This is a genomic window from Bacillus inaquosorum (assembly GCF_023238325.1).
GTDB classification, from domain to species: Bacteria; Bacillota; Bacilli; order Bacillales; family Bacillaceae; genus Bacillus; species Bacillus inaquosorum.
Map to the genome: position 1 here is coordinate 4,023,920 of NZ_CP096592.1, position 14,616 is coordinate 4,038,535.

The 14,616-nt window shown below is 41.1% G+C and carries 19 protein-coding genes and 3 pseudogenes; 3 read left to right on the top strand and 19 right to left on the bottom strand.

Annotated features, from left to right (window positions below; genetic code table 11):
- Positions 1-283: 283 nt before the first annotated feature.
- Both licT and M1M80_RS20390 read right to left on the bottom strand, forming a co-directional pair.
- A complete protein-coding gene (licT, locus tag M1M80_RS20385) occupies positions 284-1,117 on the bottom strand; it encodes a transcriptional antiterminator LicT (RefSeq protein WP_044454766.1) in 834 nt (277 codons plus the stop codon).
- A gap of 93 nt (positions 1,118-1,210) precedes the next feature.
- Complete coding sequence (locus M1M80_RS20390; RefSeq protein ID WP_060399832.1) at positions 1,211-1,891, bottom strand: hypothetical protein; 681 nt, start codon at positions 1,889-1,891, stop codon at positions 1,211-1,213.
- A 205-nt stretch (positions 1,892-2,096) separates the two neighbouring features.
- Here M1M80_RS20390 and M1M80_RS20395 point away from each other — a divergent pair, with 205 nt between their 5' ends.
- The gene (locus M1M80_RS20395; protein ID WP_080429068.1) at positions 2,097-3,383 is read left to right on the top strand and encodes an MFS transporter; all 1,287 of its coding nucleotides are present in this window, start codon (positions 2,097-2,099) and stop codon (positions 3,381-3,383) included.
- Positions 3,384-3,401: 18 nt separating this feature from the next.
- On the opposite strand, the gene dbpA is transcribed toward M1M80_RS20395, so the two are convergent.
- Both dbpA and M1M80_RS20405 read right to left on the bottom strand, forming a co-directional pair.
- Positions 3,402-4,841, bottom strand: a complete 1,440-nt coding sequence (gene dbpA / locus M1M80_RS20400; RefSeq protein ID WP_060399834.1) for an ATP-dependent RNA helicase DbpA — start codon at positions 4,839-4,841, stop codon at positions 3,402-3,404.
- A gap of 81 nt (positions 4,842-4,922) precedes the next feature.
- Positions 4,923-6,071: a rhamnogalacturonan acetylesterase gene (locus tag M1M80_RS20405; protein WP_060399835.1), complete on the bottom strand. Its 1,149-nt coding sequence runs from the start codon at positions 6,069-6,071 to the stop codon at positions 4,923-4,925.
- Positions 6,072-6,235: 164 nt separating this feature from the next.
- Between M1M80_RS20405 and M1M80_RS20410 the strand changes: the two genes are divergently transcribed.
- Positions 6,236-6,577: a PadR family transcriptional regulator gene (locus M1M80_RS20410; protein WP_060399836.1), complete on the top strand. Its 342-nt coding sequence runs from the start codon at positions 6,236-6,238 to the stop codon at positions 6,575-6,577.
- Positions 6,574-7,131 carry a DUF2812 domain-containing protein gene (locus M1M80_RS20415; protein ID WP_060399837.1) on the top strand — a complete coding sequence of 186 codons (558 nt, stop codon included), beginning with the start codon at positions 6,574-6,576 and terminating at the stop codon, positions 7,129-7,131. Before M1M80_RS20410 ends, M1M80_RS20415 begins: the two co-directional genes overlap by 4 nt.
- 18 nt (positions 7,132-7,149) lie before the next feature.
- Here M1M80_RS20415 and M1M80_RS20420 read toward each other — a convergent pair whose 3' ends face one another.
- The 15 genes and pseudogenes from M1M80_RS20420 to M1M80_RS20490 form a co-directional block, all read right to left on the bottom strand.
- Positions 7,150-7,587 carry a hypothetical protein gene (locus M1M80_RS20420; RefSeq protein ID WP_044454778.1) on the bottom strand — a complete coding sequence of 146 codons (438 nt, stop codon included), beginning with the start codon at positions 7,585-7,587 and terminating at the stop codon, positions 7,150-7,152.
- A gap of 221 nt (positions 7,588-7,808) precedes the next feature.
- Positions 7,809-8,162, bottom strand: a complete 354-nt coding sequence (locus M1M80_RS20425; RefSeq protein WP_266131953.1) for a DMT family transporter — start codon at positions 8,160-8,162, stop codon at positions 7,809-7,811.
- A gap of 237 nt (positions 8,163-8,399) precedes the next feature.
- Positions 8,400-8,516 (bottom strand): annotated as a pseudogene (locus M1M80_RS20430) (hypothetical protein); the annotation flags it as partial.
- Positions 8,517-8,537: 21 nt separating this feature from the next.
- On the bottom strand, positions 8,538-8,990 hold the full coding sequence (locus M1M80_RS20435; protein ID WP_060399838.1) for a hypothetical protein: 453 nt from the start codon (positions 8,988-8,990) through the stop codon (positions 8,538-8,540).
- A 13-nt stretch (positions 8,991-9,003) separates the two neighbouring features.
- Positions 9,004-9,300: a YxiJ family protein gene (locus M1M80_RS20440; RefSeq protein ID WP_060399839.1), complete on the bottom strand. Its 297-nt coding sequence runs from the start codon at positions 9,298-9,300 to the stop codon at positions 9,004-9,006.
- 23 nt (positions 9,301-9,323) lie between these two features.
- The gene (locus tag M1M80_RS20445; RefSeq protein WP_248596955.1) at positions 9,324-9,623 is read right to left on the bottom strand and encodes a hypothetical protein; all 300 of its coding nucleotides are present in this window, start codon (positions 9,621-9,623) and stop codon (positions 9,324-9,326) included.
- 25 nt (positions 9,624-9,648) lie between these two features.
- Positions 9,649-10,131 (bottom strand): hypothetical protein, encoded by a 483-nt coding sequence (locus tag M1M80_RS20450; RefSeq protein ID WP_060399840.1) that lies wholly within the window; start codon positions 10,129-10,131, stop codon positions 9,649-9,651.
- Positions 10,132-10,161: 30 nt separating this feature from the next.
- Positions 10,162-10,920: a hypothetical protein gene (locus M1M80_RS20455; protein ID WP_060399841.1), complete on the bottom strand. Its 759-nt coding sequence runs from the start codon at positions 10,918-10,920 to the stop codon at positions 10,162-10,164.
- Between the two features lie 3 nt (positions 10,921-10,923).
- Positions 10,924-11,427 carry a DUF2716 domain-containing protein gene (locus tag M1M80_RS20460; protein ID WP_080429130.1) on the bottom strand — a complete coding sequence of 168 codons (504 nt, stop codon included), beginning with the start codon at positions 11,425-11,427 and terminating at the stop codon, positions 10,924-10,926.
- 17 nt (positions 11,428-11,444) lie between these two features.
- A complete protein-coding gene (locus M1M80_RS20465) occupies positions 11,445-11,897 on the bottom strand; it encodes a hypothetical protein (protein WP_248596986.1) in 453 nt (150 codons plus the stop codon).
- A gap of 72 nt (positions 11,898-11,969) precedes the next feature.
- Positions 11,970-12,296, bottom strand: a pseudogene (locus M1M80_RS20470) (DNA-binding protein); the annotation flags it as partial.
- Between the two features lie 228 nt (positions 12,297-12,524).
- On the bottom strand, positions 12,525-12,941 hold the full coding sequence (locus M1M80_RS20475) for a YxiG family protein (protein WP_060399843.1): 417 nt from the start codon (positions 12,939-12,941) through the stop codon (positions 12,525-12,527).
- Positions 12,942-12,991: 50 nt separating this feature from the next.
- Positions 12,992-13,373, bottom strand: a pseudogene (locus M1M80_RS20480) (hypothetical protein).
- Positions 13,367-13,837 carry a YxiF family protein gene (locus tag M1M80_RS20485; protein ID WP_060399845.1) on the bottom strand — a complete coding sequence of 157 codons (471 nt, stop codon included), beginning with the start codon at positions 13,835-13,837 and terminating at the stop codon, positions 13,367-13,369. Before M1M80_RS20485 ends, M1M80_RS20480 begins: the two are co-directional and overlap by 7 nt.
- Before the next feature lie 180 nt (positions 13,838-14,017).
- Positions 14,018-14,467 carry a hypothetical protein gene (locus M1M80_RS20490; RefSeq protein ID WP_060399846.1) on the bottom strand — a complete coding sequence of 150 codons (450 nt, stop codon included), beginning with the start codon at positions 14,465-14,467 and terminating at the stop codon, positions 14,018-14,020.
- Positions 14,468-14,616: the final 149 nt, after the last annotated feature.

Genomic DNA, 14,616 nt, shown 5'->3' on the forward strand with positions numbered 1-14,616 from the left:
AACCTAAACTACCCCTATCGCAATAGGAACAAGTAGTTTAGGTTTTGCCTGCCTGACCAGTAACAATCCTATGAAACGCCATCATTCGTTTTTTTCTGTAAAACGCCGTCATCACCATCCCTCTGAAAAAAATAAAAACCTAAATTACCATCAGCACAGACAGAGATCATCCGCACTCATTGTAATTTAGGTTTTGCCTGCTTATCAGTAACAATCCTAATATCACCGTATGTTGAATGTAAGAAAAAATTAACACAAGAAAATAAAAATGTCAACGCTTTCATTATGTTTGTTTGACGATCCTTTCTATGTGAATCGTTAAATACAGCAGCTCGTCACTGGTGAGCTTGTGTTCATACTCCCGCTCAATGTAGTTTTGGATTTTCTTCGTGCATTCATACGCGCGATGGTACTTTTCTTTCACCGTCTCCAGCAAAAAATCGTCCTGGCTTTCCATGTGTGTACCGTTAAAAAGACGCTGCGCGAAAAACTTTAAGTGGGTGACAAACCGATAATAGTGAAGAGATTCTTCGTTGAAATCAATCTTAAAATGGTATTTTACGATACTCAAAATCTCTTGCATGACTTTTGTAATGTTGATGATATTGGGCATCTCTTCGTTCAGCTCGGCATTTACGATATGCAGGGCAATAAAGCCTGCTTCATCCTCCGGCAGAGACACGCCAGTCTTGTTTTTTACCATTTCCAGTGCTTCTTTGCCGATCGCAAATTCATCTTTGTACAGCCGCTTTGTTTCCCACAGCAAGGCGTTTTTGATATCAAGCCCTTTCTGATTGCGCTGGATAGCAAAGTTAATATGATCGGTCAGCGACACATAGATGCTGTCATTGAGCTTTTTGCCGAGCCGGAGTTTCGCATAGCTGATAATCTCTTCGGATACTTCCATACACTCGATCGGTATATCATACAAAAGGGTTTTGAATTTTTCTGATACATCCTTGTTATCGAGCGTAAACACCTTCTCAATGCGGGCTTCATCGACATCATCGCCGGACTTTTTCTGGAACGCGAGCCCCCTGCCCATGATGACCAATTCTTTTCCCTGTTCATTGACCACGCTGATCACGTTATTGTTGATCACCTTCGCAATTTTCATGACATGTCCCTCCAATCAACTAAGAACAGACTACACCTTGATTGTACATTCTTTTTGTACTAGGTCAATATCATCAGGGAAAGACGAGACAGGTTAATACAATTCACTCAGCACCGGCTGCCCGGGCTGTTTTTGAAGCAGCTCCTCCAGATGGCGTTCAAATGATTCTTTGTCAGCTCCCTGCTTCTTAACAATGCTGTTCATGATTTTGACGCTTTCGGCGCTGTATTGCGTATATTGTTTTTTCAGCTGATCCAGCTGCTGTCTTGTCTTCTTCGCGTTTTTCGGTGTGACTTGGCTGATGAGTTTGATCATACTGTCTGTGATCTCAAAAAAGGCGTCTCTATTTTCTTTTAGCTGCTGAATGTCGTTGCGGCTCTTTTCTTGATTGCGGGTTTTTTGAAGCAAAGCGAATGCCTCGCTGTTTTGTTTTTTGAGCGGTTTGTTTTCGAGTTGAATCGATTCAAGGTTCTCCTTCGCAATGTCTGCTTCTTCTTCAGTCATGCTGCTCCGGACGAAGTATTCAGGATTGCCGATTCCATAATCAAATGCTTCGCTTACGTGTATCATGGAACTGAATACAACGGCCAGCTGCCTATCGCTCGGGAGGGCTTGGAAGTCCTGCTTTTTCTTATTGCTCATCGGTTTGGCTGCGGTTTGTTTTACCATCTTTTGATCACGATCTGCAAACGTCTGAGCCTCACCTTCACTTTCGCATGCGCTCATCGCAAGAACTGTGACCAGCAGGCTTATACACAAGCCTATTCGCCTCATGCTTTGTCTCCTCTCTGCTGCTCCTCTTCTGGAAAATACAAAAAATATAGATAAATGGTACCAGATAAACCTGCGCCGAACAATAAATCAAAAGTATGATTTGAAGGGCAAAAACATAAATATTTTGTAAAAAATAACGCCAATTCCATTCTTTTCAGGCCTATTTCTCGTACAATAGAAGTATCGTTACCGGAGAGGGGCTCTGATGATGAAACGTTTTACGAAACAAGAAAACAGCTGGGTTTTATATGACTGGGCAAATTCTGCTTATTCGATTGTGGTGACCACTGCGGTGTTTCCGTTATTTTATAAATCAGCGGTTGCGGAAAGCGGTGTCAGCGCTGCCCAATCGACTGCCTATTTGGGCTATACCATTGCGATTTCAACGTTTATTCTCGCCATGCTCGGGCCGATTTTAGGCACGATCGCCGACTATGAAGGGTGCAAAAAAAAGTTCTTCGGTTTCTTTGTGTCAGCCGGTGTCGCCAGTACCGCGATGCTTGCCTTTATCCCGAGTGAACATTGGCTGCTATTGTTGCTGTTTTATACGATATCGGCTATCGGTTTTTCCGGCGCCAACGTGTTTTATGATGCCTTTCTCGTTGACGTCACTTCAGAAAAACGGATGAATCTCGTCTCTGCACGGGGTTTTGGCTTAGGATACATTGGAAGCACGATTCCATTTATCATCAGCATTGCTGTCATCCTGCTTGCACAAGCAGAGACGATTCCGATGTCTGTATCTGCCGCAAGCCAATTGTCCTTTTTCATAACGGCTGCCTGGTGGGGGCTGTTTACCATCCCGATGCTGAAGCATGTCCATCAGCGCTATTACATCAAAAGAGAACCTCATATCGTCATCAACAGCTTTAAGCGGCTCGGCCAAACGATGAAGCGGATTAAGCAGTACCGGGCGCTGTTCCTCTTTTTGCTTGCTTATTTCTTTTATATCGACGGAGTCGGCACCATTATTACGATGTCGACATCCTATGGATCTGATTTAGGGATCAGCCCCACAAGCCTCCTGATCATCCTGTTTGTCACCCAGGTCGTCGCCGCGCCGTTCTCGATTGTATACGGAAAACTGGCAGAACGCTTCACGGGGAAGACAATGCTGTACGTCGGGATCGTCATTTATATGATCGTCTGCGTGTATGCCTATTTTATGGAGACAACGCTTGATTTCTGGATACTGGCTATGCTTGTCGCCACCTCGCAAGGCGGTATTCAAGCCCTGAGCCGTTCCTATTTCGCCAAGCTTGTGCCAAAGCGCCACGCTAATGAATTCTTCGGTTTTTACAACATTTTCGGAAAATTCGCCTCAATTATGGGGCCTCTGCTCATTGCCGTTACCGCCCAGCTGACCGGGAAATCCTCGACTGCGGTGTTCAGTCTGATCATTTTGTTTGTGATCGGAATCGTCATCCTCGCCTTTGTGCCGGAAGAGAACAGTGCCGATGTCAGCCAGCAGCAAAATGACCTGCCCCTTTAACCGGGAGCAGGTCATTCATCATTTATTCGCTTTATTCACCTTGAGCTTTTTCCCTTTGACGGTTGTGTTCTTCATCACTTTGAGAACATGAGGGCCTTTTCCGTTTAAAATCTCCACGTAAGAGGCGTTATCCATGATCGTGATAATGCCGATGTCATCAGCTGACACACCATCAATTTTGGCAATCGTTCCTACAAAATCAACGGCTCTGATTTTCTTCTTCTTTCCGCCGTTAAAATACAGCTTCATAATGTCTTTATTCAGCTCTTCGCTTTTGTCCTTTTTGGTTTCCGGACGGTCATTCAATTTAGCTAGAAAATCAGGTTTCTTCTTTGCCACTTCCTCTTGAGAAGGGGCTTCTATTTTTTGAATCTCAAACCCGATATATTCTTCTATGTCGGCTAAAAACCGTTTTTCGAAGGCCGTGACAAACGAAATGGCCTTTCCTTTGTTTCCTGCACGCCCCGTCCGGCCCGTGCGGTGGACGTAGCTTTCCTTTTCAAGCGGCAGATCATAGTTGATGACAAGGGAGATATTTTCAATATCAATCCCGCGCGCGGCGACATCTGTCGCGACCAGGTAACGATACTCGCCCCGTTTAAATTCATTCATGACGTCGAACCGGTCTTCCTGAATCATTCCGCCGTGAATTTTATCGCATGGATATCCTAAGTCATCCAATCCATCGGTCAGCTGATTGACATGATCTTTCGTCCGGCAGAAAATGATGCAGCTGTCGGGATTCTCCGTCATCAGCACATCTTTCAGCAAAGCAAACTTATTCTCTTCTCTTACTTGAATCGCCGCATGTTCAATATTCCTGGTGGTTAAGCCGGCCGCTTTGATTTCAATATGCTCCGGGTTTTGCATGTATTGACGGCTTAATTTCTCAATATCCTCCGGCAGCGTCGCCGAAAACAGCATCGTCGTGCGCTCAACCGGAAGATGCTTGATAATCGCCTCCACCTGCTCGATAAAGCCCATATTCAGCATCTCATCCGCTTCATCAATGACTAAATAGGAAAGACGGTCTAACGGCAGCGTGCCCTTTTCGATATGATCCAAGACACGTCCCGGCGTGCCGACAACAATGTGGCTTTTTTGCTTCAGTTCAGCTTTTTGTTTATCAAAGGAGGACTTTCCAAACACGGCTGTCGCTTTGATTCGTTTAAATCTCCCGATGTTCGTGATATCCTCTTTTACTTGAACCGCCAGCTCACGGGTCGGTGTTAAAATAAGCGCCTGCGGCTTGTTTTCATCCCAATCCGCCAGCTCACAGAGAGGAATCCCGAACGAAGCCGTTTTCCCGCTTCCCGTCTGTGATTTGACGACAAGATCTTTTCGTTCAAGGGCAGCGGGGATCACGCTCTGCTGCACCTTGGTCGGTTCTGTATATCCCAGTCCTTCTAATGCTCGTAAAATGTCATGACTGATTTGATAGTTTTTAAAATGACTCATGTATAAACTCCTGTCTCTTGCAGATGTTCTCATTATACTCTAATTGGCGAAGGCATATGTGTTTTGCCGAAAAATGACGTATTAAAAGCCATCGATTCCCTGGCGTTTTAACTCCTCAACAGCTAGTCGCGCCAGTGCGTCGGCTCCCGCGCGGTTCGGATGCAGCGTATCTCCGTCCATATACAGCGCGAGTGTTTTTTCCGGACCGATTGATGTAAAGTACGCCGAGCTGAGGACATTCAAATCAATGAGGTGCGTTTTTTCCTCTTCGGCTAAAGCCAAAATAGAAGCCCTGTACCATCGGTTTACAGACGTATGGATGCCTTCAGAAGTAAAATCTGTCGCCCGGCCCTGAGGTGTTGATAGGATGACTTCCGCACCCTTCGCTTTCACCTGACGGATCATATCACGCATAATCTCCTTAAACTCCGCTTCGGATTCATTATGCTTCGGATTTGTGTCATTAATGCCCAGCTGCAAGATAAAATAATCACCCAGTTTGATGTACTTCAAGATCGCCTCGAGCTGACCGTCATTTCGAAACCCTCTCGCGATCTGCCCGCCAGACGCCATGTTTCTCACTTGAAAGGTGTGTTTGTCGATATAGTGAGGCAGCATCTGCCCCCAGCCCGCCTGCTTGCTGCTGTTGAGCGGATAATAATTGCACATCGTCGAATCGCCGCCGACATAAATAGTTCGATTGGTTACCGGCTGATCAGACAATTTCTTGATTTTTAAGGCGCTGAGCGTAAAAGCGGTGCCTGCCTTCCCCTCTGTCACCAGCAGATTCAGCTGCCCGTCGGTGACAGGAATTTGGAACGTATCCTCCGCACCGTCACCTGTCATATTGATGACCTGAAACACACCCTCTGCTGCCACACTGGCCCTTGCCGTATTGCCGAGCGTCACCTTCACCTCATAAAGGCCATTCGGAAGATCCACATTAAACGTATTGTCGCTTTTCGTCCCATACGTCAAAAATTGGACCGCATCACTCTTCACACCAGTCCCGGACGCCGCCACATCCTTCATATTCTCCGGTGTCTGAAAACCGTAGCCCTTTGACCGGTCATAGCGATTAGACGCCCTGACACCAATGTAATCAGGCTCAACCGAACCGCTTCCAAAGTCAAACTGATATACCTTCGGCTCCGCAGCTTTCATACTCTTAATTTCGCCGAAACACAACATCAACATCATCACAAAAACCGCAGTCATCCATTTTTTCATCAAGAAACCCCCTCTATGAAAACGCATACATTAATGCATACTCGGTGATTGTTTCTTTATGATGACTGATTGCAGAAAAAAATTGCGTTGACAAATAAAAAGGAAGATTTTATTATATCAATAAGTGATATATCATTTATTGATATAAGAGATGAGGTGACCACTTGCCAAAGCAACGTCCGCAGGAAATGGATCAGCTTACCGACCCAGCCTATTATATTGTCTTAACCTTGCTGGAGCCAAAACACGGATATTCGATCATGCAGGAGATTGAAGACATGACCGATGACTCCTTTACGATCGGCCCGGCTACCTTATATACATTGTTAAAGAAGCTACTGCAAGAAGAGATCATTGAGCTTGTCAACAATGAAAACCCGCGCCGCAAAGTGTACCAAACGACACGAAACGGCCAAGAATTGCTGAAAAAAGAAATTCAGCGCAGAAAAGTGATGGCGGAACACGGTGAACGCGCTTTTCAACAATTGAAAGGGGATCAGTCATGAAACAGAAAAAATATATGATGTCTGAAGGATTGGCGTTTTCAGAAGAAAAGGATATGAAGAGACTAAGTGATATGGCCAGCAAAGGATGGTTGCTCGATTCATTTGCGTTTATGGGGTATAAACTTAAAAAAGCTGAACCGCAAAACCTGATCTACAGCTTAGACTATCGTGCCGTCGATGATCACAACATGGATGAATACCTTGAAATATTCGAAAATGCCGGATGGGAGCATGTTTGTTCTGAATACACCACACATATCTTTGCCGCTGCACCCGGAACGAAGCCGATTTACTCCGACCGTTCAACTATGATTGAAAAATATAAACAAAGTGAATATACCCTTCGCTATATCACATTGTTTATGCTCTGTCTTACCGCGGCTTTCACTGTCATCAGGAGTATGCTTATTTCTGCTGAAGCTTCCATACTTCATAACACCATACACATCCTTTTTATCTTTCTCATCGCCATCACTATTCCGGCTACCCTTACTTACGCAGCCGCTGTCTTCAGAATTTGGCGAGTCAAACGCAGAAACCCCAACCTTGAGTGAAGGCTGGGGTTTTGCTATTTAATAAAGAGAAGCGAATGTATAGTTAATCGTTTTTTTAGTTCCTGTATTACTGAATTTAAATCTGTATTTTGTTTTATAGCTCTTAGATGCTTTACTGTAGCTCAAGTTGGTATAACCCTTTTTCTTTGCATAAAACGTTTTAATGGTTTTCCACCCTTTACTTGTCTTCTGTTGCATCTCGGCTTTTATGTTCCCGCTCCCAGATCCGTTTGCATTAATGCTTGCATTCGTTCCTTGACCTGAATAAAAAATCTGAAATGTAGGTGAGTACGTATAGTTTTTGAATGAGCCTGAATGGTAATGGGTAGTCCAAATACTGCCTCTTTTCACCCAATCTTTTGCTTGAGCTTTGTTACCGGCAAGATCTATAGCAGTAAAGCTTGTCAATGCGATAACAAAAGCAACGAAGGTCATGATCAATTTCTTCTTTTTCATTATGTAATTCCTCTCACTCTCGTATAGTTCTTTTATCATCTTTAAATATAATAATCATGATTAGAAGATGATGCATCCTCCTAAAATACTAAATTATGGCGATTTATCATGCATCTCGCATACATAATGACTATAGACTCATTTCTTTAGATTCATTTCCTGTTCTGCTTGTAAAACAAAAGCAACTGCCTTCGACAGCTGCTTTTATCATTCGATATTCTTTACATTTGAGAATTCTCAGCAACCACATCCGCCTTCCCCCGCCTCCTGACAAGCGTCAAAGCCATACCCGCAAAGATCATTACGATGCCTAGTGTTTGATAGAGGTCTGGGTGGAAACCCGTAAAGACGGTATCGAGTACGATTGCGACAGCCGGGTCGAGGAAGACAATAATTGAAATAAATTTTGTTGATAAGAATCGCAAACTGTCAAAAAACAGCAAATAGACAATAACAGTATGGATGATACCGGTAGACACCACCATGATCCAGTTCCTCGGTGATTGTTTCTTTATGATGGCTGAAGGCAGAAAAAAAATTGCGTTGAAGAATAAAAATGAGGTGGGGAGTCTCAAGCAAAAGGGGGAAAATCAGTGTGACTTCTTGTCACACTTGATCACATCTCAACCTCCGCAATAGAAGCTTATTTGGTCTTCTTCGTCATACACATAATAACGGAGTCTTTCCCATTGATCGTCAGTCGGTAAAATCTCCAATTCAACCGAATCGATAGATTCAAGATCATCCAGCTTCGATGCACCGATGTCTTCAAACCGCAAATGAATGTCACAGGTTTGAGCAGATAGTGTTAATTCAAACACAGGAATATGAATATATTGATCATCTTCTTTCATGTAGAGAGAAAACTCGTTTAATGTAAATGGACCTGTATCCGCATGATGCTTTTTCAATTTCTCGTATTGTGATATTCAAATGGATTTCCCCTATTTTTAGTTACCGCCAACCATATAGATGTCTACAGCATCGTGTTCAAACCACATGATCCGTTCGCCTGAGTCCGTGAGACATTGGAGTTTCCCTTCTGCAAAATAGCTTTTATCCAGTTGAGGATCAGTGATCAGAAAAACATCATCATTGATGGAAGCTAGCAGAAAGAGATAACCTGCAATGCCCCAGTCTGTTTCATGTACTACGCATTGGAAATGAAATTGCCTTTTCGCCAGCTTCGTCACTTTGTAAGCATAGCCTTTGAAAAACTCTGACAGGTCTTCTATAAATGAACCCCCCGTTATCACCTGTATCATGATTCGCTCATAGGCAAGCACCTGCCAAAAACGATAAAAAGACTCAGCATCTCCAAGTTCGCATGACATAACGGTTTGGTCAGGCTTAAGCTCGATCATGTCCAAATTGCCAATACTGCTTATAGAGGTTTTTTCCATAAAATCCTCCTTATTAGTTGGATAGCGCAGCGCAAATCTCTTGTCTGACTTGCTCATACAAAAGAATGTGATGATACAAATCAGTATCGTTTTTGATCATATCCGGCGGGATGTCAGGATACAGCTCAAAAAAGCTTTTCTCCAACGAATGCCGCTGATGCCGGGGCATCCTTTTATTCGCCAGCACATAACCCAAACTGCCAGCAACAAGCATAAAAAACTCATATATATCCGCTTCAAAGCCGTACAATTCATCAGGATACGGCTTTTCTTCAAGCTCTTGCTGTCTTTTTCTCAGTTTTTCAAACACGTGATCCTCTCTCTTCTGTCATCTCATATTTTCGGCAATAAAAGCGGAACGTCTCCTCCTCCCATTCTTCCACAACTGTAGATGCCTTGCGGCTGCGGTTTTATACGGAGAAGCACATCAGACATGTCCTTTAGGGTTTCCAAATCTCGTATCGTAACGGCTGAAACGTCTTTGAATGTAAAAATAATTGAACGGAAATGATAAACAACTGCTAACTCAATCGTATAAATGGCGTCTCTATCTGTTTCTCGATAAAGATGCCATTTCTTGATATGCTGTAACAAAATTGGAGAAACTCCAGAAATATTCAATTCAGTTGCCAATTTTGATTCCTCCGTTGACGCTTTCCTATACTCCATACTCACAGTAAGGCTTCAAATCAGGGAATGCAGCCTTTAACATCCTTTCTATTCCTTCTTCATTAACGGTAAAAATAAGATCTGATGAATCAAAAAAACCGACTTCAAAAACACACTCTTTCACAGGGGAGCTATAGTCATCTTCATAAAAGTCAGCATTCCCATCAACAAACGGAACTCGTGTTAAATCGTACGGTATCGTCTCTTTAGGCACAGCAGTTAAAATAGAAAATATCACATAAATCTCAAATTCATTTAATATACGATAAAATTCCTCACCTGTGATAAAAAGATAGTCTTCACGCTCGCCAATGATATCGTTCCAATGATTCTTATCCTCGGATAAATCCATCATATTCAAAATATCGCCAATGACCCAATTATACTCAGTGATAGGGAGAGGGAATTGTTTGAAAAAATCATTTAAAAGAAAAAGATCAGAATCAGCATATTCCAGACAATATCTGCTCATATGTACCTCTTCCCCAATAAAAGTCCCTTTTTACAACTCATACTTGATCAATTCCTCCATCGAGGTTCCCTTGAAATATTGATTAAGTACATCCTCAATACTCAAATGACCAAATAGCCCAATTGGATTGCTAAAGGTCTTCCCCTGTTTTTTGTCAACTTCTATTAAATCACTCTCTGCCGCTAATGAATCGTCTTGGCTAATGAGATACTTTCCATCCTCATACATGACAAACGTTATAGCAGAATGATCAAATTTCTTCATCAGATCTATCGGCACCTTGGAAACAACCTTCCAGTTTCCCTGAAGAAAGCCTGTATATCCTGTATTCGCAATAAAAAGGGCTCTTTGCTGTTCTGCCATCATGAGAAAAATGTCATCTTTACTCAAGTGATCCTCTGTAAAAATATCAAAATACTGAATGAGAACATCATCATTTTTATCTGCTGCCAAATCTCCTTTTGCCACTAATGCATATGTAAACTGATTGATTTGCTGTAAAGGGATTTGAATGACAGCACCCGGCCTAACCTCGCTTAAAGTATTCCTCTTTTTCAACTTTATGTTGATATCAGTAAGTTGTTTTCCCTCTAATTCTTTAAAAAATGAATCACCGTCAGATTCTAATACCTGAAGAAAAGTATAAACAAATTCGTTTAGGGTGGGCTTGCGATCTAGTTGTTCAAGGTAAACAGCATGAAAAGCTTCAATGGCGTCGTGGCAAATATCTAAACCATCATCACTTACTAATACCTTTTTATTCTTATGTTTCTCTTCCCAAAAACCCATGCTTCACCTCCGTTTACTTGTACTAATATGAAACAGGATAGGCGGATCATTATCTACCGACTCCAACAGCTCCTCACCAAATACAGTGATTGTACATTTCCACGGATCACCCAAAAGCCCCCAAGAAAAATCCTGATGAAAAAAGAAATAATAGTCTCCGTTTGGAAATACCGGAACAGGCCATTCGCCAAATTCATCCTTAGGCATTGTCTGATGAGGGCTAAAGATATATTCGTCATGCTGCCAATCGAATGCGTATATTACATCCTGCTCTCCAGTACATGATTGAAATGCTTTTAAAATAGAAGTCTCTAAATCACTCAGCACTCTGCTCACATCATTATGACCAGCTTTACTGCTCATCCCGCTTGAGATATCAAACACTCGATATGGATCAGGCGGGATGATGTGATGAAATCTGCTTCCGGGCTTCCACTTTATGAGTTGGTTCACTTCTGACCAGATGCTGTCTTGTTTTGTCTGACTTAAAGCTCGCCAATTCATCATCATCCCACCCTTTGACATTATTGGATATCCTGCATATAGACACCAGAAGAGGTCACTGCGTAAACAGCGTTACTTGTCAGTTTCAGCTGTTGAACGTCTAGGGCTTCACCGCTCGAGTCACAGCATGTTATCTCTTCCATCTCTTGACTCACATCGGTAGAAATCAAATAAAGAGACGGCTTAAGGTCTGCTCTGTAACAGTTGACCGTCCCGATCCAAAAACCTTCTTTAGATACTGTGAACTGATCAAGTGCTTCTGATTTAGGTGCCTCATCCGACAGAATCCACACCCTTCTCACAACCGTTTCATCAAATGCGGCAATGACTGCATCTCCGTAATACAGCATATAAATCAATCCGTTTTTTTCTGCAAGCCCATAACATTCATCTACAACCGGTGCATCCATTTCTTCAAGCTTTCTATCAATATACATTTCCTTCTGCTTACCATCTAACGTAAAACACCACACACTATGGCCGTTAGGATTCTCATCATGATAAATCCCTTCATCACATAAACCGACCCAAAGCTGTTGTTTCTCATCCAAAAGACAGCAGGAAACCCCGGAAGGCAAGTGAAAAGCACTTTTCACCCTTCCCTCTTCTGAAAAAACCTTTACCTTCGGCTCATACGATTCGTAATAAACGAAGACATAGCCATTTGCACATTGTTGAAAGAGCTGAATATCATTGTATGCAATCTGCTCTTTCACTTTAAAATCCCGAACATCACCAGAAGGATCATAGATTGTAATGGTGATATCACCCTTCACACCTTTTCCAATGTAGACACGACCTTGTGAATCGACATAGAAAAAACAATCTTGGGTATTTATATTAATGATTTTATTCATGTTTAATTTTTTCATTGATATGCTCCCAGGTTAGAAATGAAGTGATAAGAATAATCCATTTATTAGCTATTAGTAACGGACCACGACATAAGATATTACAGCCTGGTTTCATTAATCGTATTGATATTTGGCTACTTTCCAATTTGGTCTTAAATCGCGATGACATCGCCGTTTACATTTTGTATGGCTGCTTTTATGCCGTATAAGAAAAGTGAGGCTGATAACCTTTCTTATGTAATGGATTTATTTAAGATTTAAATGATATGCATAAAACGATTGATCATCAAAGCGAACTGTTTCAGTTTCTATAGCAATCAGCATTCTGTTCATGTCAATGAGAAAATTAGCATTTGATTGATACTCCGGAATTATAGAATTTGATAGATTTCCGATTCCTTCCGGGTGATAACTGAATTCAAATACTTGCCAATTGTATTCCTCTGGATCTATTTTTTCTAATCTTATATCACCGTCACCTCCATTAAAATAAACAGAAGCAACATTTTGAAATAAAATTTTATGCAAGTATTCACCTTCACCTTCAACAACTTTAATTTCAAGTGAGAGCTCTTTTTTAAACACATTAAAATCTAAATGAAGGACACTGCACCCCTCATCTATATAATCAACCCATTCAATAATTGTTTTGTACATTGTCATCTCCTACCTCTTTTTAATCAATAACGCCTTACCACCAAGCAGAAAACAAATTACTCCATATATTGTTTTAACCAATCATTTAAATCATCTGTTGGATGCAAAAAATTTTCAGGAGAATCTTTCAAATCAATCCCGCTTAGAAGGATTAACATATCCCAGACTCTATCGTCTTCTACTTCGGGGTCATCCGCATAAACATAAGTGCCCGCCCAATCTGACACTTCTTCTCTTGTTGTTTGTCCATTTAAGACACTTTTGATTTTATTTATGCATTCTATTAGATTTGGCTCGCTCAATTTGATCACCACCGTATTCAAGTACTAAATGATTTGTTATTAGTATATAAGGCACCGTACTGATATTTAGATATTGAAGTTTTTTTCGTAAAAAATATGTTCCAAAAGGTTTCCTTTTAAGAAAGCAATCTACCAATATACAAGCTCACAGCCATATTCCGTGTGCAATATACATAAACCAAACTGACACTCAGGCTCAACCAAAATAAAACTATGATTGAGAAGCCCTTCGTCGAACCCAGTACATTCCAATAAGCCCTCAAGGTGCTCGAGACATTTTCCAAAAGCACAAACTAGCGCACCAATTTCGCTGCTGTATTGATGAAACAGCAGCACGTCCCGGTCATCATAAGCAACATATGACTGAGATGTTTTCAAGATCAGCTGTTTCGCTTCCGTTTTTCCGGGAGCATCAACCTGACGGATGTTAGCTGATATTGAATTTGATAAAATCAGCTCAAGCAATTGCTTGCTTTGCATCAGATCGGCAAAACGATAAGTGAAGCCCTTTTCTGCATAAGGGGCTAATTTTTCTTTCATTTCGCTCATCAACAAACGTCTTTTATTCTCGGCGAGTTTTTCGATTAAACTTTTTTGCACGGACCACACTTCCTATCGTCGCCAATTTCTCAAGTTCTTCTAATTTGACTAATCATCCTCTTGTTTTCTTTGTCGTTCATCGTTTAGAATCGTTCTAAAAAAAGCTTGTATCACTCAAGATATCAGCTTTTTTTCTATTTAGAATTCACCCAGTGGATTTTCTGCAAAATGGAATAGTTGTTAAATGATATTTGAAATATTTTCTCTGTTTCTTGAACCTATTCTGATAGTCTCGGAATCTATTATTTCTATATGGCAGAAAACAACATTCAGTAAATCCTTAACAAGTGTTTTTTCCGTTAAATGAACTCTGCTCAATATATCTTTTAACTCAACGTTTTTTTTCAATAAAATGATATTCTCATGAGCAACAATTGTATTTTCGTATTCTTCTGCTGATGTTTTCATAAAAGAAATTTTTTTATGATTAAACAAAGTATTTGTTTTTAAATTCGCAGAGTATATACAATCATTACTATCCTTATTTGAAACCGAGTAAGAATACATTTCATATTGTTCATTTTCTATATTTTTCAATACATCGAATATTATATGCTCTATTGTTTTATATTCTTTTTTAACCCAATCATAGTCATTGAGAGTTGATATTTCATAAAATAGTACATTCACTTTTCCCCTTAATTGCAATTGAGAAAGCCTTTTTCCATCCCTTATCTAGAAACATATTATCTTGTAAAAGGGATCTAAATCCGCACCACGTGTCAAATGATTCGCTACGAAATTTGAAATAACTGTATTATTGATTTAACATGTTAGCG

Coding starts and splice junctions, on each gene's coding strand:
- M1M80_RS20405 (WP_060399835.1), bottom strand. CDS start 6,071: ATGAAAAAATGGATGACTGCGGTTTTTGTGATGATGTTGATGTTGTGT.
- M1M80_RS20450 (WP_060399840.1), bottom strand. CDS start 10,131: ATGAGCAGATATTGTCTGGAATATGCTGATTCTGATCTTTTTCTTTTA.
- M1M80_RS20475 (WP_060399843.1), bottom strand. CDS start 12,941: ATGACAATGTACAAAACAATTATTGAATGGGTTGATTATATAGATGAG.
- M1M80_RS20395 (WP_080429068.1), top strand. CDS start 2,097: ATGATGAAACGTTTTACGAAACAAGAAAACAGCTGGGTTTTATATGAC.
- M1M80_RS20420 (WP_044454778.1), bottom strand. CDS start 7,587: ATGAAAAAGAAGAAATTGATCATGACCTTCGTTGCTTTTGTTATCGCA.
- M1M80_RS20415 (WP_060399837.1), top strand. CDS start 6,574: ATGAAACAGAAAAAATATATGATGTCTGAAGGATTGGCGTTTTCAGAA.
- M1M80_RS20435 (WP_060399838.1), bottom strand. CDS start 8,990: ATGGAAAAAACCTCTATAAGCAGTATTGGCAATTTGGACATGATCGAG.
- licT (WP_044454766.1), bottom strand. CDS start 1,117: ATGAAAATTGCGAAGGTGATCAACAATAACGTGATCAGCGTGGTCAAT.
- dbpA (WP_060399834.1), bottom strand. CDS start 4,841: ATGAGTCATTTTAAAAACTATCAAATCAGTCATGACATTTTACGAGCA.
- M1M80_RS20460 (WP_080429130.1), bottom strand. CDS start 11,427: ATGATGAATTGGCGAGCTTTAAGTCAGACAAAACAAGACAGCATCTGG.
- M1M80_RS20455 (WP_060399841.1), bottom strand. CDS start 10,920: ATGGGTTTTTGGGAAGAGAAACATAAGAATAAAAAGGTATTAGTAAGT.
- M1M80_RS20390 (WP_060399832.1), bottom strand. CDS start 1,891: ATGAGGCGAATAGGCTTGTGTATAAGCCTGCTGGTCACAGTTCTTGCG.